Source organism: Xanthomonas sp. NCPPB 2922 (assembly GCF_041520885.1).
Lineage (GTDB): Bacteria > Pseudomonadota > Gammaproteobacteria > Xanthomonadales > Xanthomonadaceae > Xanthomonas > Xanthomonas campestris.
Map to the genome: position 1 here is coordinate 89,289 of NZ_JBGOFY010000002.1, position 20,039 is coordinate 109,327.

Genomic DNA, 20,039 nt, shown 5'->3' on the forward strand with positions numbered 1-20,039 from the left:
TGTCCGCGTGGCTCAGGGCGTCGCGGGCGTGCCGGCGCAGCGGCTCTCGTCCATCACCCGCCGCGCCTGGTCGTAGCGCTGCTTGCGTGCGGCCGATTGGGCTTCGTCGGAGAAGCGCCACGCGGCTTCGGCTTGCTCGGCGCGTTGCCGCCACGCCGCGCACAGGCTCTGGTCCGGCACCGGCGCGCAGCGGTCGGTGACCACCTCGCAAGCGCTGCCGCCGCCCTGCGCGGGGCCGCCGGCCAGGTTGGTGACCTGCATCGGCAGGCAGCGCGTGGCCGGCTCGCTCTCTTCGGTGAAGTAGCGGCCATTGTCGTGCGCGGTGCATTCGAACAGCGGCGGCGGTGGTAGTGACGAGGTGGCGGTGGTGGCCGTCGGCACAGCGGCCGGTGCTTGCGGTGCGGGCGCCGCTGCAGGTGGCGTTTGCGTGGCCGCGCGGGCAGGCGCAGAACGGGCCGACACCGGCGCCGCTGCACTCGACGGCAACGGCATGGCGGCGGGGGCGGTCATCAGTTTCTTCTGCTGCTGCACGCCCTTCGGGCAGGGCATGTTCTGCACCGTCAGCGCGCCTTGCGCATCGGTGCAGCGGTAGATCGCCACTTCCTGCGCGCTGGCGGTGGACGCGAGCACCAGCATCACCCAGCCCCAGCGGCTCATACGCCGCCGCAGTCGCGCTGCAGGCGCGCATCGATGCCGCGCTGCTCACGGGTCAGGTCCACGCGTTCGCTCTGCAGGGCGCTGTTGTAGCGACGGATCAGCTCCCATCTGCGGTCGGCCAACCGCGCACAGACTTCCTGCTCGGGCAGGGCGTGGCATTCGTCGCGGATCTGCACATTGCCGTAGGGCACGATCACCGTGCCGCCGTAGCCATTGCCGTAGCCGCCGCCACCATAGCCGCCGCGCCCACCCCGGTACCCGCCATCACCGCCGGCCTGGATCGCACCGCTGGCACCGGCTGGCCGTGGCCCCGGCGGGCGGATGCCCGGCGGCCGGCGGTACGGATCACCCGACACGTAGGCCGGGCCCCAGGTCGGCACCCAGCGCGGATTGCCCTCCGGGCTGTCGCTGGTATAGCGGGTGCCTTCCTCGGTCACGCATTCGTACATCGGCTGCGGCGGCTGCACGGTGACAATGCGCACTTCACGCGGCGGCGGCGCGACCGTTGCGGCAACCGGCGCCGCCCGTGGCGGCTGCGGTGGCGGGTCTTGCGGTCGTTGCAGATCCAGCACCTGCTGGCGGCCGCTGCTGCACGGCGCATCCTGCAGCGCCACGGTGCCGGCGCTACTGACGCAACGGTAGATCCGCACGTTCGGATCGGGCTTGGTGGCGGTGGCAGGCGCGGCCTGCGCGGTGAGCGTGGCGGCCAGCAGCAGGAAGGTCGGGATCAGGCGCATGCACGCAGTGTGCGCGCGTTATGGGCTCTGGCAAAGAGGCGGCAGGGCCCGCGCTGAACGCGTAACCACGCGCCCAGGCGGCGGTTGCGTGCAGCAACCGGCGCAGTGTTTCGACGCCAGCGTCAGTCGCGCAGGATCTGTCCGGTGCGGGCGTCGCGGATCGGGGTGGGCTGCGCCAGACCGCCGACCTCGCCGTCGAGCACGCCGTCGATGCGGGCCAGCAGGGCCGGGTCCAGCGCTGCGCGACTGCGCGCGGGCGGCTCACCGGCCAGGTTGGCGCTGGTGGACACCAGCGGCGCGCCCCAGGCCTTGCACAGGGCCGCGACCACTGGATGGGCGCTGATGCGCACGGCCAGGCCGTCGTGATCGCCAGTGACCCAGCGCGGCGCCTGCGCGGTCACCGGCAAGATCCAGGTATGCGGGCCGGGCCATTGCGCCAGCACCGCGGTCAGCTGTTCGCTGCCGAGTGCAGCAATATCGATCCAGTCCTGCAACACGTCCAGCCCGGACGCGACCACGATCACGCCCTTGTCCACCGGGCGGCGCTTGATCTCCAGCAGGCGCAGCACAGCCGCCTCCCGTCGCGGATCGCAGCCCAGCCCCCACACCGCTTCGGTGGGATAGGCGATGACGCCCCCGCGGGCGAGAGTGGCAACGGCAGCGTCAAGATCCGGTGCGTGCGGCATGCGCTGACTCAGCCAGCCGCCTTGCTGACGGCTTTCTTGACCACGCGCTTGGTCGCCTTCTTGGCGGCCTTCTTCGCAGGCGCCTTCTTGGCTGCGGTCTTGGTGGCGACTTTCTTCACCGCCGCCGTCTTCTTGGCCGCGTCCTTGGCTTCCTTGGCGGAATCTTTCACCGCATTCTTCTTGAGCGTGGCCTTCTTGGCGCCAAAGCCCTTGCGCACCGGCTTGCCGGTGTCGGCCAGCAGCTGCTGCACTTCCTCGAAGGTCAACGAAGCAGGCTCGCGGTCCTTGGGGATCTTGCCGTTGAGCTTGCCGTCGCTGATGTACGGGCCAAAGCGCCCGTTCAACACCTGGATGTCGCTGCCGTCGAATTCCTTGATCACCCGGTTACGCGCGATCTCTTCCTTCTCTTCGATCAGGAACACCGCCCGCGCCAGGTCGATGGTGTACGGGTCGTCCTCTTTCTTCAGCGATGCATACACGCTGCCACGGCGGGCGAACGGCCCGAAGCGGCCGATACCGACGCTGACGTCCTGGCCCTTGTCCTGGCCCAGGGCGCGCGGCATCTTGAACAGTTCCAGCGCATCCTCAATGGAGATCGAATAGATGCTCTGGCCCGGCCGCAACGAGGCGAAGGTGGGCTTGTCTTCGTCCTCGACCGTGCCGATCTGCACCATCGGCCCAAAACGGCCGATGCGCGCGCTGACTTCCTTGCCGCTGACCGGGTCGGCGCCGAGCACGCGCACGCTGCCGGCATCGGTCTTGTCCAGCGAATCCTTCTTGTCCTCGACCAGTTCCTTGAACGGGCCCCAGAACTTCTCCATCAACGGGATCCACTCGGCTTCGCCGCGCGAAACCGCATCCAGATCGTCTTCCAGATTGGCGGTGAAGTCGTAGTCCACGTAGCGGGTGAAATGCCCGGACAGGAACTTGGATACCGCACGGCCCACATCGGTCGGGCGGAAGCTGCGGCCTTCCATTTCCACGTACTTGCGGAACTGCAGGGTCTGAATGATCGAGGCGTAGGTGGACGGACGGCCGATGCCGTATTCCTCCAGCGCCTTGACCAGCGCTGCTTCGGTGAAGCGCGGCGGCGGCTGGGTGAAATGCTGATCGGTGACGATGCGGTCCAGCGGGATGTTGTCGCCGGCCTTCATCAGCGGCAACTTGCGGCCTTCGTCCTCGTCTTCGCTGCTCTTGGTGTCCTTGCCTTCTTCGTACACGGCCAGAAAGCCCGCCACCACCACGGTGGTGCCGCTGGCGCGGAACACGTGCTCGCTGCCGGCCGACAGATCCACGCTGACGGTATTGAGCGTGGCCGGAATCATCTGGCACGCCACTGCGCGGCGCCAGATCAATTCATACAAACGACGCTCGTCATCAGACAAAAAGCGCGCCACCTGTGCCGGCGTGCGCAGTGCCGAGGTCGGGCGCACCGCTTCGTGCGCTTCCTGCGCGTTCTTGGATTTGGTGGTGTAGGCGTTGGGCTGATCCGGTAGCGACGCAGTGCCGAAATCGCGCGCGATCACGTCGCGGATTTCCGCCAGTGCGTCCTGCGACAGGTTCACCGAGTCGGTACGCATATAGCTGATCAGACCGACCGAGCCTTCATCGCCGAGCGCCACGCCTTCATAGAGTTTCTGCGCCACCTGCATGGTCTTGCGGGTGGTGAAGCCGAGCTTGCGCGAGGCTTCCTGCTGCAACGTGGAAGTGGTGAATGGCGGGGCAGGGCGACGCTTGCGCTCCTTGCTGGCCACATCGGTGACGTGCAACACGCCTTGCGTGGCCTGCTGGATGCGCAGGCGCGCCGCCTCGGCGGTATCGCCGTCGGTGACGGTGAATTGTTCGAACTTCTGCCCGTCCAGCTTGATCAGGCGCGCATTGAACGGCTGCGAGGGATGCCGGCAGTGCGCATCGATGGACCAGTATTCGCGGGCGATGAAGGCTTCGATCTCTTCTTCGCGCTCAACGATCATGCGCAGCGCCGGCGACTGCACGCGGCCGGCCGACAGCCCGCGCTGCACCTTGCGCCACAGCACCGGCGAGAGGTTGAAACCGACCAGGTAATCCAGCGCACGGCGTGCCTGCTGCGCGTCCACCAGGTCGGCGGCAATCGCGCGCGGCTTGAGCATGGCTTCCTTGATCGCGCGGGGCGTGATCTCGGTGAAGACCACCCGCTGCATCGTCTTGTCCTTCAGCAGCCCGCGCTCTTTCAGGATCTCGGCGATATGCCAGCTGATCGCCTCACCCTCGCGGTCCGGGTCGGTCGCCAGATAGATGTCGTCGGCGCTCTTGGCAGCCCGGGCAATCGCCTCGACGTGCTTCTCGTTCTTTTCGATCAAGTCGTAGCGCATCGCAAACCCGTTGTCCGGATCCACGGCGCCCTCCTTGGGAACCAGGTCACGCACGTGCCCATACGAGGCCAGGACGGTGAAGTCCTTGCCGAGGTATTTATTGATCGTCTTGGCCTTGGCGGGCGATTCGACGATGAGCAGGTGCTTGGGCATGGTGGCAAATTCTTGGGGCGGAGCCCGGGGGGCAGGTAGCGTGGCCTAATTGGCCGGTCGAGGGAAGCAGATCGGCTGTTTCGCACACGTCGACGCCCGGGAAGGTGCCCGGGCGTTCAGTTCTCTTATTAGAAAGATCACGGCGAGCGCCGCCGTGTCAAGCGGCCAGCGCCGCGATTGTCAACTCTGGTTGATGGCGATCACCGCAAACAGGACGCCGAACACAATGGAGATCAGCAGCATCACTGCGTAGATCGCCAGCACCACGATGGTGACCGTGTCCAGGCCCACCTGCTGGCGTTCCGGCGTGTCGGTGTAGGCCCAGCGGTCCACCACCAGGGTGTCGCAGACCTTGTCGTGGATTGCCTGCTTGCGTGCGCTCATGCCGGCCATGAAGGCCGAGACGATCGCCCCGATGCCCAGCGTCAGCACCGTGATCAGCATGTAAGCCAGGTAGCGCAGCACGTTGCGCCAGAAGCTGACCCGGCCACCGTTGCCGTTCACCAGCTTGATGCCGCAGGCGAGCTTGCCCAGGCTGGCCTGGTGGCGGCTGGACTGCATCCACGCGAAGTAAATCGTTGGGATCAGCAGGCCGATGCCATAGGCCAGGATCATGATCGCCACCGTGCCGCCCGCGCCCTCCAGGCTCGACGACGAGCTGGAGGCGCCCAGGCCGATCGACAGCACCAGGACCACCGGGATGACGATCAGGTACACCGCAAACGTGGTGATGAAGCTGTCCAGCACGCTGGCGGCCACCCGGCGCCACAGGCCCGCGTAGACGATCGGTGCGTCCGCGACCGGCGCAACCCCGAGCGAGGTCGCCGGCATGTCCCAGGCGGCCGGCAACGGTGTCGCCTGGGCCGGTGTGGCTGGGGACGCGGTGGTGGCTGGCTGGTGTTCGGAGGGCTCGGCTGCAGTACGCGCCGACCAGGCGCCAGGAGACGGCGCGGAGCTGGCGACGCTACCGGCGTCCACGGGAGTGGAAATGTGCGCGGCCGACACGCTGTCTGGCTGCGTGGTCTGGGGCGTGACCGGCGTGAACCCGGCCTCTGGCACCGGTTCGGCACTGGTCGCGGCGCCAGGCGAGGGATCTGCAGTGATCGGCGCAGGCGTGAACACCGATGCCGTCTCGGGCGTTGCGGCGGGCGTCTCCAGCCCCAGTTCGGCAGCCACCTCCGCCAGCGTCACCCATTGCGCCAGGCCTTCGCGCCAGACCAGGCTGGAACGATCGATGACGCCCTGTTCCAGGCGCGCACGGAGCGTGTCCGTGTCCACCGGTCCCTGGCGTTGCCGCTGCGCGTCGGCGTAATACCACTGCGTCATACTGTCCCCTTGGTCAAAACCGTTGCCTAGCCGCGGCAATCCTGCGGCAGAAATTTGTCGTCGATCTCGGAACTGCAGTCCCAACTGCTGGCGTCCTGATCCAGGTCCAGCCACAACGGTTTGCCGTCGAGCTTGGCGTTGTCCGGCATGTGCAGCAAGGCCTCCACGCCGCACTGGGCCGTGTCGAAGTGGCCGATGCGCACGATGCCCAACGTTCCCTTCGCATAGTGTTCCGGCGGATGGAAGCCGGCGTCGTCATTGGTCGGGCAGCGGCCTTCGCGTTCCAGAAATTCGGCGATCTGCGGCTTTAATGGTGCCAACGCGCCAATGGCTTGGCTGACCTTGGCGCGCGCGGTGTAGTCCTGATAGGCCGGCAGTGCGATCGCAGCGACGATGCCGAACACAAATGCCAGTCCAACCACGCCAATCACTGACCCGACCGCAATCCCGATCGCCCAGCCGGCACCGTTACGCGAGGCCGCGACAGGTGTCGAACGAGGGGGTGATGAAAGGGGGGGGGCGCGGCGGGGTTGTGCCGACAGCGGTAGGCGGCAACGGCGGTGGCAGCGGCGATGACGCCACGTCGGTGGCGATCGGTGGGCCCAATTCTGCGGCGCATGCAGCCAACGGCGACCAGTGAGGCATACCTTCGCGCCAGACCAGCGAATCCAGCGCAATCAGGCCGTCGCGGTACAAGCCCCGCAGCGCCTCCACGTCCACCGGGCCACGCCGCTGGCGGCTGCCATCGGCGTAATACCAACTGCTCATCCCCGTCCCCTCGCTCGCGCGTCCGTCGCGGCTTCTGCCTTCAGTGTACGGGTTCAGGCTCGTCGAGGAACATCTGCGTTTCCATCCAGGCGTAAGCCGCTTCGGCGCCCGGCTGGTTGAACAGCACCATCAGCACGACCCATTTGAGGTCGTCCAGATCCAGTTCGTCCTGGTCCAACGCCATGGCGCGGTCCAGCACCAGCTCGCGCTGGTCGGCGTCCAGGATGCGGTGCTGCTCCAGGAACAGCAGAAAGCCCCGGCAATCGACGTCGAGCTTGTCCAACTCCGGGCCGTGGTAGATCCGCACCGGGCCGTCGACATGCGGACGCGCGACACTTGGCCGCTGCTCGGCGAGCGCGTCCAACCAATCGAAGGCTTTACTGATTTCGGCAGGGCTGAAGCCGGCCTGGATCAGGCCGTTCTGAAGCGAATCACGGTCGCGGACCAGGTCCGCATCTTCGCTGAAGTAATGTTCGAACAGGTACAGCAGTACATCGAGAATGCTCTCTTTCATTGCCCCTCGGCCTGCGTCGCGCGACGCTGTGGAGGTGAAGAAACTAGGGATTGCGGGTATAGCGACCGTGCTCGGTCACCACGTCTCCCTCCAGTTCCATGATCAGCAGCATGGAGGACAGCGCGGCGGCCGTCAATCCGGTGCGTTCGAGCAATGAATCCATAGGGGTTGGGTCATGGCCCAGGGCGTGCCACAAGCGCTGGTAGTCGGGATCGGAGCGCCGCGGGGTGGGCTGCGGGACCGTCCTGGCCAGTTCAGTGGGGGCGGTCAGGCGTTGGCGCAAGGCATCGGCCAGCTCGCCGGACAGCAGGCGTAGCCCTTCGACGAGTTGCGCCGGCTCCTGCACCAGCGTGGCGCCCTGTCGGATCAGGTGGTGGCAGCCGCGGGCAAGTGGGTTATGCAGCGAGCCGGGCAGGGCGAAGACCTCACGGCCAGCCTCGGCCGCCAGCCGGGCGGTGATCAGGGCGCCGGAGCGCATCGCCGCCTCCACCACCAGCGTGCCAAGCGCAAGCCCGGCAATGATGCGATTGCGTGCCGGAAAGTGCGCAGCCACCGCGCTCGTGCCTGGCAGGTATTCGCTGACCACCGCGCCGCGCGCGGCAATCCGGTCGCGCAAGGAATGATGCTGCACCGGATATGCCACGTCCGGGCCGGTGCCGACCACCGCCACGGTGATGCCGTCGGCACGGGCGAGCGCGGCCTCGTGTGCGATCGCATCCACTCCGGCCGCCATGCCGCTGACGATGCCGAGCCCGGCGTTGGCCAGGCTGGCGGCGAAGTGACGCGTATGGTCGCGGCCACCGGCACTCGCTGCCCGGCTACCGACCACCGCCACGCAGGGGTGCCACAACGCGGCGGGGTCGCCGTCCACGAACAGCATCAAGGGCGGATTGGCGATATGCCGCAACAGTGCAGGGTAGTCCGCATCCCGCCAGCCGATCAGGTGATGGCCTGGTTGCGCGCACCAGCGCAAGGCAGCGTCCAATGTCGGAGTGTCAGGCGTTTGCAGCTTGGCGATCTGGAGCGCGTCGCAGCCGGCAGCCCGCCAAGTGGCCGGGCCGGCAGCCAGGATCTGGGAGGGGGCATCGAAAGCGTCCAGCAGGACGCGGCGTGGCGGGCTGCGTCCGCCGGCCAGCAGTATGGCGAGCAGGGCGCGGCGGTCGGGTTCGGTCAGGTCCATGCCGGCAGCGTAGGCCGCAAACGACGACGGCGCCCTCGGGCGCCGTCGCGTTGGTGCGTCGGATTTTTCCCGTTACTTTGCGTCGGGATGCTTCACGAAATACCCCAGGCCGGTCGGCTTGACGCTTTCCATCACCAGCGCGTAGCTGACCCGGTCGTAAGTGCGGAACACCATCGCATGCGCGGCATATTCGTCCGGCAGGCCGACCGTGGAACTGGACGGACCGCTGAACCCATCATCTGCACGCGAGAAGCGCGAATGCTTCACGCGGTCGCTGACCGTGCGGCCCTTGCGCCAGATCGAGAACACCGTGCCGTTGTCGATGCCCTCGCGGGCGCCGCCGGAAATGGCGATCACGTCGCGGGTGCCGCCTGCGGTGAACGCATCGGCGATGGCCAGCACGCGCAGTTCGGTCTGCACCGCCTGCTCGGACGGCGGATGTGGAATGAACTGCAGGTCGTAGGGCTGCGCTTCGACCGCGATGATGCGATCGCCCGCCCTCACTTCGCGGCCACTGTCCTGCAACAACAGGGTGGCGGCCTTGGAATTGCCGGCGGCGGCGCTGCGGGTGATCGTGCCGATGTTGACCTGGGTCAACTCATAGCCGAGGAACTCGCGGCGGGTGCTGGGTGCGATGTAGCTCTTCCAGATGTTGCCCGCGCCCTGCGTGATGTTGCCAGCCGCATCCAACTCTTCGTTGTGCTTGGGCAGGCTGAACTTCACGGTGGGGCGCACCACTGCGTAGCGCTGACCGGGCTGCGCCTCGTCCAGGCCGACCACGTAGGCCAGCTGACCCTTGGTGGCACGCGAGCGGCTGTCCTCCAGACCCACCACATACGGCAGCTCGTCGAAGTCTTCGACCACGCGCAGGTTCTTCAGGAACGGCTCGACGTCGGCCAGCGGAATGGCGTTGATCGGTGCTTCCTGGCGCGGGCCGGGCTGTACGGTGCCTTTGGCGACGCGGTCCAGGTAGGCCAGGCTGATCACGTCACCCGGGTAGATAAGATGCGGATTCTGGATTTGCGGATTGGCCTGCCAGATTTCCGGCCACAGCCACGGTTTTTCCAGAAAGCGGCCAGCGATATCCCAAAGGGTATCCCCCTTGCGGACCACATAGGTATCTGGATGTTCGCCCACCGCTTGCGCGGCAGCGTAGGTCGCGACGGTCAGCATCGCCGCGGCGACGACCGTACGAAGTCGGTTCAACATGAGTGCCTTCTTGCCTGATTCCCCAACAGGTCCGCGCACTATAGTCCAGAAACCGGGGCGCCACGCAAGCATTGCGCTAGAATAACGCCGTCTTGCCGGCGCAGCGCCGGTGTTCCCTGACGGGTAATCCCATGGCTTTGCTCCCCATTCTCGAATTTCCCGATCCGCGGCTGCGCACCAAGGCCGTGCCGGTCGATGCGGCCGAGGTCGTCAGCCCGGCGTTCCAGACCTTGCTCGATGACATGTTCCAGACCATGTACGAGGCGCCCGGCATCGGCCTGGCCGCCAGTCAGGTGGACGTGCACAAGCGTTTCATGGTGATCGACGTCAGCGAGGAGAAGGATGCCCCGCAGGTGTTCATCAACCCCGAGATCGTCACCAGGCAGGGCGAGCAGGTGTACCAGGAAGGCTGCCTGTCGGTGCCCGGCATCTTTGCTGATGTCAGTCGCGCCGATGCGATCACCGTGCGCTATCTGGACCGCCAGGGGCAGGCCCAGGAACTGAGCACCGATGGCCTGCTGGCGGTGTGCATCCAGCACGAAATGGACCATCTGGACGGCAAGCTGTTTGTGGACTATCTGTCGCCGCTCAAGCGCGAGATGGTCCGCAAGAAACTGGCCAAACTGCGCAAGCATGTGGCGTGAGGGCCGGGATTGGGGATTTGTGATCCGGGATTGGCAAAAGCGGGTTCTTGCTGGTCTTTGAGTGCGCTGTTTCAAATCTTCGGGCGCGGATCCTGGTGTGATCTGTTTCTTGGCGTGAGTCGTCGAATCGCCATTGCCCCAGTCCGCGTGTGCAGAGCCTTGAGACTCGGGATTCGGGATTGGATAAGCCGCTGCCCGTCGCGGTTATCGAATTGCTGTTCGCAATTCCCGCTTCTCACCGCGCCTATCGATGCCGGGCAATGCCGCTTTCGGCGCCAGTCGCCAAACCTGCCCGCGCAACTGTCCACCCCATCTATCAGTTCCATGCCGCCACCGTCCCGGCTAGCACATCTGCCGTTGCGAATCCCCAATCCCGACTCCCAAATCCCAGCCCTATGAGAATTGTCTTCGCCGGTACGCCGGACTTCGCTGTCGCCTCCTTGCGCGCAGCCGCGCAGCGGCATGAAGTGGTCGCGGTGTATACCCAGCCGGATCGCCCTGCAGGCCGCGGCCGCGGGCTGACGCCATCGCCGGTCAAACTGGACGCGATTGCACGCGGTATCCCGGTCTTTCAGCCGCAAACGCTGCGCTCGCCTGAGGCCCTGGCCACCTTGCGCGCGCTGCAGCCGGACCTGATGGTGGTGGTGGCCTACGGCCTGATCCTGCCCAAGGCCGTGCTGGCCGCGCCCACGCATGGCTGCTGGAACGTGCATGCCTCGTTGCTGCCGCGCTGGCGTGGCGCCGCGCCGATCCAACGTGCGATCGAGGCTGGCGACACCGAAACCGGTGTCTGTCTGATGCAGATGGAAGCCGGCCTGGATACCGGCCCGGTGCTGTTGTCGCAGCGCATCGAAATTGGCGAGCAGGAAACCGGCGGGCAATTGCATGATCGCCTGGCCGCGTTGGGCGCGCAGGTGCTGTCCGATGGCCTGGGCCTGTTGCGTGCCGGCATCCGCCCGGTCGCACAGCCGCAACCGGCCGAGGGCGTGACCTACGCGCACAAGCTGGACAAGGCGCAGGCGCGCGTGGACTGGGCGCAGCCGGCCGAGGAATTGGCGCGGCGCGTGCGGGCGTTCAATCCGTGGCCGGTAGCCGAAGCGATCCTGGCTGGCGAACGCGTGCGTCTGCATGGCGCGGTGGCGCTGGACCTGGCGCATCAGCAGGCGCCGGGCACGCTGTTGGCGGCCAGCAAGCAAGGCATCGACATCGCCTGCGGCCAGGGCGCGCTGCGGGTGCGGGTGCTGCAGCGCGAAGGCGGCAAGGCGATCACCGCCGCCGATTACCTCAACGCGCGGCGCGACCTGCCGGCGCTGCGCTGATGGCCGCCGATACCGCGGCAGCCGGTGTTGCCTCGCGCCTGGCCGCTGCCCGCATCCTGGCAGCGGTGTTCGACCAGGGGCGTTCGCTGAAAGCCGAGCTGACCGCCGCGTTGCCGGGCGTCAGTGATCCGCGCGACCGTGCTTTGGTTGAAGCGATCTGCTTTGCGGTGCTGCGCCGCCGCCCGGCCTATGACGTGGCATTGCGGCAATGGTTGGAGCGTCCGCTGCCGCCGCGCGATGTCGAGCTCAAGGCGCTGCTGATGGCCGGTTTCGCGCAATTGGATGTCTTGCAGTTGCCCGCCCACGCGGCCTTGTCGGCCACTGTGGAGGCCTGCCGCGCGCTGGGCCGCCCGCGTCAGGCCGGCATGGTCAACGCGGTGCTGCGGCGCGCGCAACGCGAGGGCTTCCCCGCTGTTGCCGACGATGCCGGCTGGCCGTCGTGGCTGCGCAAGCAATTGCGCGCGGACTGGGGCGACCAGGCCGAAGCGATCTTTGTGGAAAGTGCGCGCATGGCACCGATGTGGCTGCGTGTTCAGCGCGCCCGTGTGAGCCCTGCCGAGTATGTTGCGCGGCTGGCCGAGCAGGGCATCACCGCGCACACCGACCCGGTGCTCGCCGATGCCGTGCGCCTGGACACTGCAGTGCCGGTGAGCCAGCTGCCCGGTTTTGCGCAAGGCGATGTGTCGGTGCAGGACGGCTCGGCCCAGCAGGTGGCCGATGCGCTGGCCCTGGCACCCGCAGCGCGGGTGCTCGATGCCTGCGCAGCGCCCGGTGGCAAGGCAGCGCACTTGCTCGAGCGTTATCCGCAGCTGCAGCTCACTGCGCTGGATGTGGATGCGCGCCGTCTGGAGCGTGTGCGGCAGACCGTGCAGCGGACCGCGCCCGATCGCACGGTGCGCCTGCACGCCGCCGATGCGGCCGACACCGCCGCCTGGTGGGATGGGCAGCCGTTCGATGCGGTGCTGCTGGATGCGCCGTGTTCGGCCACCGGCGTGGTGCGCCGCCAGCCCGACGTGCTGTTGCATCGGCGGGCAGACGACATCGATGCGCTGTGCGCCCTGCAGGCCCGTCTGCTGGACGCCTGCTGGCGCACCTTGCGGCCGGGCGGGCAGTTGCTTTACACCACCTGCTCGCTGCTCAAGCGCGAAAACCAGACGCAGATTGAGGCCTTCCTCCAGCGCACCGCCGATGCGCAGGCGCAGCCGCTGGGTGCGCAATTCGGCCATGCCGCCGGTGCGGGACGGCAGCGCTTTCCTGGCGAACAGCAGTGCGACGGTTTTTTCTACGCGCTTTTGCTAAAAGCTTCCTGATCCGCATTCGTAGACATCGCCATGCTCAAGACCCGCGCTTCCAAAGATGTCTGGCTGCTCGCCATCACCGCGGTGCTGGTGATCGGCGCCGGCCTGGGCCTGCGTGACCCCTGGCCATCGGACGAGCCACGCTTTGCGCTGGTCGCCAAACAGATGGTGCTGAGCGGCGACTGGTTGTTCCCGCATCGTGGCAACGAGCTGTATTCGGACAAGCCGCCGATGCTGATGTGGCTGCAGGCCGCGTTCTACACGCTGCTGGGCAATTGGCGGGTGGCGTTCCTGCTGCCGTCGTTGCTGGCGGCGCTGGGCACGCTGGCTTGTGTCTACGACCTGGGCCGGCGGCTGTGGACGCGGCGCGTCGGCGCCTATGCGGCGTGGATGCTGTTGTTCACGCTGCACTTCACGTTTCAGGCCAAGAAGGCGCAGATCGATCCGCTGGTGGTGTTCTGGATCACCCTGGCCAATTACGGGCTACTGCGACACCTGCTGCTGGGGCCTGCCTGGCGCTGGTGGACGCTGGGCTGGTTTGCGGCAGGCTTGGGCGTCATCACCAAAGGCGTGGGCGTGATCGCGCTGCTGATGCTGGTTCCGGCCGGTATCGCCGCGTTGCGTGGCTGGCCGGGCGTGCAGGTCCGGGTGCGCGACAAGCGGTTCTGGCTTGGCCCGGTGTTTTTCTTCGTCGCGATCCTGCTGTGGTTCGTGCCGATGGTGGTTACCGCGTTGACCGCCGGCGAGCCCGAATACCGCGTCTACCTCAACGACATCCTGCTGCGGCAAACCGCCAAGCGCTACGCCAACTCGTGGGATCACGCGCAACCGGTGTGGTACCACCTCAAGGGCATGGCCACGATGTGGCTGCCGGTGATCCTGTTGCTGCCCTGGGCGCTGCCGGCCTGGCGGCGGCGGTTGCGGCGACGCGATCCGCGCTACCTGTTGCCGCTGGCCTGGTGGCTGCTGGTGCTGGTGTTCTTCACCATTCCCAATGGCAAGCGCGACGTCTACATCCTGCCGGCGCTGCCGATGTTCTGTCTGGCGCTGGCGCCATTGGCGCCGGGGCTGTTGCGCCGCGTTGGCGTGCAGCGGGTGCTGTTCGGATTTGCGCTGCTGTTGACCGTGGCCTTTGGCGCAGGCGGATTGGCGATGCTGATCGGCCACCCGGGCTTCGAACAGAAAATCATGGACAGCCGCGGCGTGGGCAGCGAAGCCACCGACCCGCTGGGCTGGGTGCTGCTGGCAGTGTCGCTGTGGGGCGCTGCCAGCCTGCTGTTGCTGCGCGTGCGACGCTCCGCGCTGGCGGTGGCGTCCTTGCTTAGCGCCTGGTGGGTGGCGTTCGGGCTGATCTGCTACCCGATCTTCAACGACTCCAGCTCGGCCGGCGCGGTGATGCGCGAGGCCGGGCGCCGGATCGGGCCGCAGGCGCAGCTCGGGCTGGTGGCATGGAAGGAGCAGAACCTGCTGATGGCCGACCGGCCGGCGCAGACGTTCGGCTTCAAGGTGCCCTGGGAGACGCAGCTGCAGCAGGGCGTGGCCTGGCAGGCGCAGCAGCCGGCCCAGCGCTGGTTGCTGGTGCAGGAGACCGCGCTGCTGGGCTGCGTCGATCGCACTGCCAGCCAAGTGGTGGGCGTGGCCAACCGGCGCAAATGGTGGCTGGTTCCGGGCAGTGCCGTGCACGGGCCGTGCGTGGCCAATGCGACCGAGAAGGTGGTCGAAGCGAAGGAGCAGGGCAACCTGGACACCGAGTGAGGGTGTCCACACCGCAACTGCGCAGTCGTGATGCGGTCAATGAGGCAGTGCATGGTCGTCTAGCCTCGATTCATGCGCCGCATCGTTAGCTTGGCCTGCCTTTTTGCCGCCGCCGTGCGGCTGCACCCCTCCTTCGCCACCCACACCTGATGAATTCCTTGCCCTCACCGCACCCGCCCCTGTCGCCCGCCGTTCCTGTCGCATCGCGTGCCGCGCTGAGATTGGCCGAGCTGGGCGTGTTCGTGCTCACGGCGCTGGTGGTGAACATGCCCAGCGGCTTGCTGCCGTTCGGCGTGTGCCTGCTGGGCGGCACGCTGCTGGGGTGGCGCAGCCTGCGCGCGGGCCTGGCCACGCAGGGCTGGTCGTTGCGGGTGCTGACTGGCCTGACCGCGGTGGTGATCGCGATGTCGGTGCTGTCGATCGTGTTGTTCGAGCCTTCCGTACGCGATGTGGAAAACCGTTCGCGCTTTCTGGTGCTGCCGTGGGCAGCGCTGTGGGCGTATGCACTGCAGCCGCGGCAGGTCTGGCTGTGGCGCGGCGCGCTGGCCGGCGTGTTCGCGGCGATGCTGGTGGCGATATTGCAGGTGATGAACGGTGCCGAGCGCGCAGAGGGCTGGACCAACGCGATTGTCTTTGCCGACATTGCGCTGATGTTGCTGGTGGTGGCCATCTTCTGCCGCCCGAATGGCCAGGTGCGCTGGTTGCTGGGCGCGGCGGTGGCTGCGGTGGCGGTGATCGTGCTGAGCGGTAGCCGTGGCGTGTGGTTGTCGTTGCTGGTGACCCTGGGTGTGTTGGTCTGGGGCGCGCCCTGGCAGAGCGCACGCATGCGATTGCTGGCGTTCGTCGGCGGCGCGGTGGTGTGCGTTGGCCTGGTGCTCAGCGTGCCGGGGCTCACCGAACAGCTGCGCATCGGCGAGCTGCAAAGTGATTTTCAGCGCTACGAAGTCGGCGACGCCGATTCGTCTGCCGGTGCGCGCATCGAGCGCTTGCACGTGGCCTGGGACACCTTGCAGGCGCATCCGTTGACGGGAGTGGGCGTGGGGCGCTTCGATGATGCAATGCGCGAGCTGCCACTGTGCGCGGGCGACACCTGGTTGCTGCGCTGCCATCTGGGCCACGCGCACAACGATCTGGCCGAGTGGGGCGCCACCCAGGGTATTCCCGGGTTGCTGCTGCTGATCGCGGTGTACGGCGTGCCGCTGTGGATGTTCGTGCGCTTGCACCGTCGCAGCGGGCAGCGTCAATTTCGTGGGCCGGCCGCGGCAGGGGTGATGATCGTGATCAGCTATGCGCTGTGCGGGCTGACCCAATCGATGTTCGCCCATCAGGTCTCGGCCAGCTTTTATGCGGCGATGGTGGGCATCCTGGCGGGGCTGGCCGCGCGTCAGGCGCAGCAGCATGCCACTGCCGCATCGCCAGTGGCTCAGTCCGCGCGCTGATCAGGTGCGCGCGGCGGGTCTTGCACCGGTTGGCCCTGCTGCAACAGCCACAACATGATGGTCTTCTGGCGCACATAGTTGGCACGTACGTAGGCGTAAATCAGCCCGTGCCAGCCATCGCGAAAACCACCGCGCAGCAGATAGCCGCGCCAGAAGCGCCACGCTGGCGCGAGCACCAGCTTGCTCCAGGTCGCCCGTTTGCCACGGGCGTAGTCGTACTCGGCCATCATCTGCGCATAGCGCTGGGTCTTGCCGAGCTGCTGCATCAGCGAGCGGTAGGGGTGATGGATCAGGTCACCGCGCAAGGTGGCCACGGTGCCATCCACGCTGGCGGCTTCGTGGATCTCGCGCTTGCCGCGCCAGCCGCCGCGGCGCCGGTCGAACAACCGCAGCACGCGGTCCGGATACGCATTGCCGTGGCGCAGGAACCGCCCGAAATACTCGGAAAGGCGTGCGAAGCGATAGCCGGCCGCCGCGTTGAATCCGGCATCGCGCGCGGCGAGGATCGAGGCGCGCAATGCATCGCTCACGCGCTCGTCCGCGTCCAGGCACAGCACCCAGTCGTGACTGGCCTGCGCCACGCAAAATGCCTTCTGGCTACGGTAGCCGTCGAAGGCACGATGCAGCACGCGCGCGCCGTGCGCGCTGGCAATGGCGGCAGTGGCATCGGTGGAGCCGGAGTCGACCACCACGATCTCATCGCAGAACGCCAGCGAGGTCAGGCAGTCGCGTAGGCGATCGGCTTCGTTGAACGCGATAATGCAGGCGGAAATGCGAGGCCGTTCGTCTGGGGCGGTCGATGAGGACATGTGATGGCCGAATACCTGCTGTTCGCAACGGAGCGTTACGCGTTGCCTATTCTGGCGCCATTGGCGCAGGCATTACAGGCCTCCGGCCAGTCGGTGTCGGCCTGGTTCGAAGATGGTGCGCGCGGGCTGCAGGTGCCGGGCGTGCGCGAGGTTGGCCTGCGGCAAGCGCTGGCGCTGTGCCCACGTGCGGTGTTCAGTGCCGCCAACTGGGTGCCGCCGTTCGTGTCCGGCGCCAAGGTGCAGCTGTTTCACGGCTTCAACGTGCAAAAACGCGAAGACAACCGCGGGCATTTCCGGGTGCGCGGGCTGTTCGATCTGTATTGCACGCAGGGCCCGGCCACCACCGCCCCGTTTCGTGCATTGGCCCAGCGCGAAGGCCATTTCGCGGTGGCCGAGACCGGCTGGCCCAAACTGGACCCGGTGTTTCGCGATGACGGCGGACGCAGCGCCGCGTTGCGCGCGCCGGCTGACGGGCGCCCGGTCATCCTGTTCGGCTCCACTTTTACCGAGCGGCTGAGCGCCGCGCCGGTGTTGTACGACCAGATTGCCGCGGACATCGCACGCGGCACGCATTACTGGCTGCTCACCTTGCATCCCAAATGTGCGCCGGCGCTGTTCGAGCGTTATCGCGCGCTGGCCGGGCCCAATGCGCGTTTTGTCGAGCCTGAAGAGGTCATGGCCGCGCAGCGCGCTGCCGATGTGCTGGTCTCGGACACCTCTTCGATCGTGTCCGAGTTCGTGGTGCAGCACAAACCGGTGGTGACCTTCCGCAACCGGGTGCCGCAGCCGCACATGCTGGATTTCCAGCAGCCCGAGGAATTGCCGCAGTGGCTGGCGCGCGCGCTGCAGCCAGAGGCGGGCCTGCGTGCGGCGCTAGCCACGTACGCGGATGCGATCCATCCGTTTCGCGATGGGCTGTCGTCCGAGCGCGTGATCGCCGCCACCGAAGACTTCATCGCCGGCGAGATGGGCCGCCTCCGCAGTAAACCGCTGGGGGCGCAATGGCGGGCTCTGCAGATCCGTCGCGCGCTTGGCTATTGGGGCCCGTCGCGGCGCTGATCACCAACGCGTCCATCGCAAGCCGCCATCACCAGCGGAGTTTGCGACGCGCCAACGCGGCGCCGAGCTGGGTCTGCAAGGCCTGCGCGTGGGCCAGCGGCACGAAGCGCAGCCGCAAGGCCGGGCCGGTGGCACTGGCACCGGCGGTATCCAGCAACAAGGTGGCGGTGCCGGAGAGCCGGTCCAGCGGCGAGCGCTGCAGTTGCAGCGCTTGCAACTTGTCCAGTTCGGCCAGCCGCCACCAGCGCTTCCACCAGCCGCCACGCACCGCTACGTAGCGCGCATCCAGCGCGTAACCCATGCGCTGCACCTGGCGGTAGGCCTTGAAGGCGCTCCAGGGCAGCCACAGCAGCAGCCAGCTCGCCTGCGCACCGAAACGCCAGGCCAGCACGGCGGTCAGTGGCAGCACCAGCAGCACGGTGGGCAGGCTCAGCCGCCACCAGCAGTGCGTGGCCACCGGCTGCCACGCCGCAGGTGGCCAGGCCACGTCGGGCAACAGCTGCTGCAGCAGGGCGTCGCAGCGCTGCGGCTCGGCGATCGGCGCCAGTTCCTTCAGCGCGGCGCCGTCGTTGTCACCGGTGGTCACGGCGGTATCCACGCGCAGCTGGCGGCGTCCGAACAGGGCATGCAGGCGGCTTTCGTACAGCGTCCAGGACTGGATGCGGCGCAGCGCCACGCTGCTACGGATGCGGGTCAGCAGACCGCGTTCCACGGTCAGGCGGCGCTCGGATTCGCTCAGGTGAAAGCCGTGGTACTGCGCCACTGCCAGTGCCACCGACAGGGCCCGCATCGCGACCAGCACCACCAGCATGCCGAGCACCACCAGCGTCGCAGTCACGGCGGTGCCGGGATGGATTTGCGCCACATAGCGATAAGCCAGTTCGCCGTTGTGTTCGACGAAGTTGGACACCGTGCGACGCGGAATCATCTGGTACAGCACCCCGAAGCCGGCGGCGACCACCACCATGCCGCGGTTGGAGATCAGCCCCAGGCGGATCACCTCGCTGGTGGGCAGGCGCAGCAAGGTGCCGACGTCGGGCGCCTGGTGTGCAGTGGCCGGCTCGGCGGTGTGCGCGCGGCGGCGGATCAGGTCTTCCAGCGCCAGCGCCTGATCCAGCCGTAACACGCGCATTTCCGCTTCCGGCTTGTGCCCGCCGGCCGATTCAAGGCGCACCTCGGCCACGCCGGCCAGCCGGTGCAGCAGCGATTGGTGCACCACCACGTTGTGGATGCGGGCGAACGGGATGTCGCGCCGGCTGCGCTCCAGCAGGCCGCTGCGGATCGCCACGCCATCACTGCCGATGCGGTAACGATAGGTGAAGTAGCGCAGCACCGAGATGGCCACCAGGACGGCGATCACGATGCCGGTCGCCAGGTGATCGGCCGAGTCGCGGCTCCCATCGCGGCTGCCGAACAAAATCAACGCCGCCAGCGGGATCAGGAACTGGCGGATCTGCTGCAGCAACACGAACAGCCACGACAACGGGTGCAGCCGCTGCTCATCATCGGTTGACGCGTCGATCGCGCTCACAGGGCGTCGTCGTCGTGGTCGAGCTGGTGGGCGAGGCGGTCGCGCAGCCGTTCGGCATCGCGCTGGTCCAGGCCGGAGAGCCCTACGGCGTTGAGCCGGCTGCCCGCGGTATGCACCACCAGCGTAGTGAGGCCGGTGGCGCGCTCGATCGGGCCGCGGCGCAGGTCCAGATGCTGCACGCGGGTGATCGGGATCCGCGTTTCGCTCTGCCACAGGTGGCCGCGCTGCAGGGCCAGGCCGTGGTTGTCGAGCTTCCAGCGCGTCAGCCGATGGCGTTTGAGCGCCAGCCACGCACCCAGCCCGGCCGCCAGGAGTACGGCCACCACCATTGCCGGCCAGTACTGCCAGGCCTGCAGCGCGACGCCGAACACGCCCAGTGCGAACAGGCAGGCCACGCTCATGCCGAGCGCACCCTTGACCCCGGCTACATAGGCGCCGCGGCGTGGCAGCGGCTGCCATTGGGCGTGGTCCACCGTGTCGGGCTCGGCCGGCGCGGGCGTGGCGTGGAGGTCGTCGGGAAGCGGGGGTGGGACGTCGTGCACGCGGCGGGCCTGCGGGAAGCGGTCCGCCAGCATAGCCGGGCGCCGCGCGGGCGCGCACCCGG

Annotated in this window: 17 protein-coding genes and 1 pseudogene; 6 read left to right on the forward strand and 12 right to left on the reverse strand. The window is 67.5% G+C overall.

The window, feature by feature from the left end; genetic code table 11:
• Window positions 1-12: 12 nt before the first annotated feature.
• From ACD584_RS02890 to ACD584_RS02930, 9 genes and pseudogenes are all read right to left on the reverse strand, one after another.
• Window positions 13-657 (reverse strand): DUF4124 domain-containing protein, encoded by a 645-nt coding sequence (locus ACD584_RS02890; protein WP_076036551.1) that lies wholly within the window; start codon window positions 655-657, stop codon window positions 13-15.
• The gene (locus ACD584_RS02895) at window positions 654-1,394 is read right to left on the reverse strand and encodes a hypothetical protein (RefSeq protein ID WP_070693456.1); all 741 of its coding nucleotides are present in this window, start codon (window positions 1,392-1,394) and stop codon (window positions 654-656) included. Before ACD584_RS02895 ends, ACD584_RS02890 begins: the two co-directional genes overlap by 4 nt.
• 122 nt (window positions 1,395-1,516) lie before the next feature.
• Window positions 1,517-2,080 carry a Sua5/YciO/YrdC/YwlC family protein gene (locus ACD584_RS02900; RefSeq protein WP_076036550.1) on the reverse strand — a complete coding sequence of 188 codons (564 nt, stop codon included), beginning with the start codon at window positions 2,078-2,080 and terminating at the stop codon, window positions 1,517-1,519.
• An 8-nt stretch (window positions 2,081-2,088) separates the two neighbouring features.
• The gene (locus tag ACD584_RS02905; RefSeq protein WP_076036549.1) at window positions 2,089-4,584 is read right to left on the reverse strand and encodes a DNA topoisomerase I; all 2,496 of its coding nucleotides are present in this window, start codon (window positions 4,582-4,584) and stop codon (window positions 2,089-2,091) included.
• Between the two features lie 180 nt (window positions 4,585-4,764).
• Window positions 4,765-5,910, reverse strand: a complete 1,146-nt coding sequence (locus ACD584_RS02910; RefSeq protein WP_070693452.1) for an RDD family protein — start codon at window positions 5,908-5,910, stop codon at window positions 4,765-4,767.
• A gap of 26 nt (window positions 5,911-5,936) precedes the next feature.
• Window positions 5,937-6,678: pseudogene (locus ACD584_RS02915) on the reverse strand (pilin).
• Between the two features lie 40 nt (window positions 6,679-6,718).
• Complete coding sequence (locus ACD584_RS02920) at window positions 6,719-7,192, reverse strand: DUF494 family protein (protein WP_011038834.1); 474 nt, start codon at window positions 7,190-7,192, stop codon at window positions 6,719-6,721.
• Between the two features lie 43 nt (window positions 7,193-7,235).
• Window positions 7,236-8,372: a DNA-processing protein DprA gene (gene dprA, locus ACD584_RS02925; protein ID WP_076036546.1), complete on the reverse strand. Its 1,137-nt coding sequence runs from the start codon at window positions 8,370-8,372 to the stop codon at window positions 7,236-7,238.
• A gap of 72 nt (window positions 8,373-8,444) precedes the next feature.
• The gene (locus ACD584_RS02930; protein ID WP_011038832.1) at window positions 8,445-9,581 is read right to left on the reverse strand and encodes a LysM peptidoglycan-binding domain-containing protein; all 1,137 of its coding nucleotides are present in this window, start codon (window positions 9,579-9,581) and stop codon (window positions 8,445-8,447) included.
• 131 nt (window positions 9,582-9,712) lie between these two features.
• Between ACD584_RS02930 and def the strand changes: the two genes are divergently transcribed.
• From def to ACD584_RS02955, 5 genes are all read left to right on the forward strand, one after another.
• On the forward strand, window positions 9,713-10,225 hold the full coding sequence (gene def, locus ACD584_RS02935; RefSeq protein WP_014506394.1) for a peptide deformylase: 513 nt from the start codon (window positions 9,713-9,715) through the stop codon (window positions 10,223-10,225).
• A gap of 395 nt (window positions 10,226-10,620) precedes the next feature.
• The gene (gene fmt / locus ACD584_RS02940) at window positions 10,621-11,544 is read left to right on the forward strand and encodes a methionyl-tRNA formyltransferase (RefSeq protein WP_070693443.1); all 924 of its coding nucleotides are present in this window, start codon (window positions 10,621-10,623) and stop codon (window positions 11,542-11,544) included.
• Window positions 11,544-12,854, forward strand: coding sequence for a 16S rRNA (cytosine(967)-C(5))-methyltransferase RsmB (gene rsmB, locus ACD584_RS02945; protein WP_175611590.1), 1,311 nt, complete (start codon window positions 11,544-11,546; stop codon window positions 12,852-12,854). Before fmt ends, rsmB begins: the two co-directional genes overlap by 1 nt.
• 21 nt (window positions 12,855-12,875) lie before the next feature.
• Complete coding sequence (locus ACD584_RS02950) at window positions 12,876-14,597, forward strand: glycosyltransferase family 39 protein (RefSeq protein WP_076036545.1); 1,722 nt, start codon at window positions 12,876-12,878, stop codon at window positions 14,595-14,597.
• Window positions 14,598-14,746: 149 nt separating this feature from the next.
• Window positions 14,747-16,036 (forward strand): O-antigen ligase, encoded by a 1,290-nt coding sequence (locus ACD584_RS02955; RefSeq protein WP_076036544.1) that lies wholly within the window; start codon window positions 14,747-14,749, stop codon window positions 16,034-16,036.
• On the opposite strand, the gene ACD584_RS02960 is transcribed toward ACD584_RS02955, so the two are convergent.
• The gene (locus ACD584_RS02960) at window positions 16,021-16,845 is read right to left on the reverse strand and encodes a glycosyltransferase family 2 protein (RefSeq protein ID WP_011038826.1); all 825 of its coding nucleotides are present in this window, start codon (window positions 16,843-16,845) and stop codon (window positions 16,021-16,023) included. The two genes, ACD584_RS02955 and ACD584_RS02960, sit on opposite strands and share 16 nt — an antisense overlap.
• Between ACD584_RS02960 and ACD584_RS02965 the strand changes: the two genes are divergently transcribed.
• The gene (locus ACD584_RS02965) at window positions 16,846-17,904 is read left to right on the forward strand and encodes a CDP-glycerol glycerophosphotransferase family protein (RefSeq protein ID WP_076036543.1); all 1,059 of its coding nucleotides are present in this window, start codon (window positions 16,846-16,848) and stop codon (window positions 17,902-17,904) included.
• Between the two features lie 28 nt (window positions 17,905-17,932).
• On the opposite strand, the gene ACD584_RS02970 is transcribed toward ACD584_RS02965, so the two are convergent.
• Window positions 17,933-19,435, reverse strand: coding sequence for a PH domain-containing protein (locus ACD584_RS02970; protein ID WP_011038824.1), 1,503 nt, complete (start codon window positions 19,433-19,435; stop codon window positions 17,933-17,935).
• Entirely contained in the window at window positions 19,432-20,010 is a 579-nt protein-coding gene (locus ACD584_RS02975) for a PH domain-containing protein (protein ID WP_012439403.1), read from the reverse strand. The genes ACD584_RS02970 and ACD584_RS02975 overlap by 4 nt, the downstream gene beginning before the upstream one ends.
• Window positions 20,011-20,039 lie beyond the last annotated feature (29 nt).

What these genes read in the sequence shown, in the direction of transcription:
- ACD584_RS02890 (WP_076036551.1), bottom strand. Translation starts at nt 657, where the DNA reads ATGAGCCGCTGGGGCTGGGTGATGCTGGTGCTCGCGTCCACCGCCAGC.
- ACD584_RS02895 (WP_070693456.1), bottom strand. Translation starts at nt 1,394, where the DNA reads ATGCGCCTGATCCCGACCTTCCTGCTGCTGGCCGCCACGCTCACCGCG.
- ACD584_RS02900 (WP_076036550.1), bottom strand. Translation starts at nt 2,080, where the DNA reads ATGCCGCACGCACCGGATCTTGACGCTGCCGTTGCCACTCTCGCCCGC.
- ACD584_RS02905 (WP_076036549.1), bottom strand. Translation starts at nt 4,584, where the DNA reads ATGCCCAAGCACCTGCTCATCGTCGAATCGCCCGCCAAGGCCAAGACG.
- ACD584_RS02910 (WP_070693452.1), bottom strand. Translation starts at nt 5,910, where the DNA reads ATGACGCAGTGGTATTACGCCGACGCGCAGCGGCAACGCCAGGGACCG.
- ACD584_RS02920 (WP_011038834.1), bottom strand. Translation starts at nt 7,192, where the DNA reads ATGAAAGAGAGCATTCTCGATGTACTGCTGTACCTGTTCGAACATTAC.
- dprA (WP_076036546.1), bottom strand. Translation starts at nt 8,372, where the DNA reads ATGGACCTGACCGAACCCGACCGCCGCGCCCTGCTCGCCATACTGCTG.
- ACD584_RS02930 (WP_011038832.1), bottom strand. Translation starts at nt 9,581, where the DNA reads ATGTTGAACCGACTTCGTACGGTCGTCGCCGCGGCGATGCTGACCGTC.
- def (WP_014506394.1), top strand. Translation starts at nt 9,713, where the DNA reads ATGGCTTTGCTCCCCATTCTCGAATTTCCCGATCCGCGGCTGCGCACC.
- fmt (WP_070693443.1), top strand. Translation starts at nt 10,621, where the DNA reads ATGAGAATTGTCTTCGCCGGTACGCCGGACTTCGCTGTCGCCTCCTTG.
- rsmB (WP_175611590.1), top strand. Translation starts at nt 11,544, where the DNA reads ATGGCCGCCGATACCGCGGCAGCCGGTGTTGCCTCGCGCCTGGCCGCT.
- ACD584_RS02950 (WP_076036545.1), top strand. Translation starts at nt 12,876, where the DNA reads ATGCTCAAGACCCGCGCTTCCAAAGATGTCTGGCTGCTCGCCATCACC.
- ACD584_RS02955 (WP_076036544.1), top strand. Translation starts at nt 14,747, where the DNA reads ATGAATTCCTTGCCCTCACCGCACCCGCCCCTGTCGCCCGCCGTTCCT.
- ACD584_RS02960 (WP_011038826.1), bottom strand. Translation starts at nt 16,845, where the DNA reads ATGTCCTCATCGACCGCCCCAGACGAACGGCCTCGCATTTCCGCCTGC.
- ACD584_RS02975 (WP_012439403.1), bottom strand. Translation starts at nt 20,010, where the DNA reads ATGCTGGCGGACCGCTTCCCGCAGGCCCGCCGCGTGCACGACGTCCCA.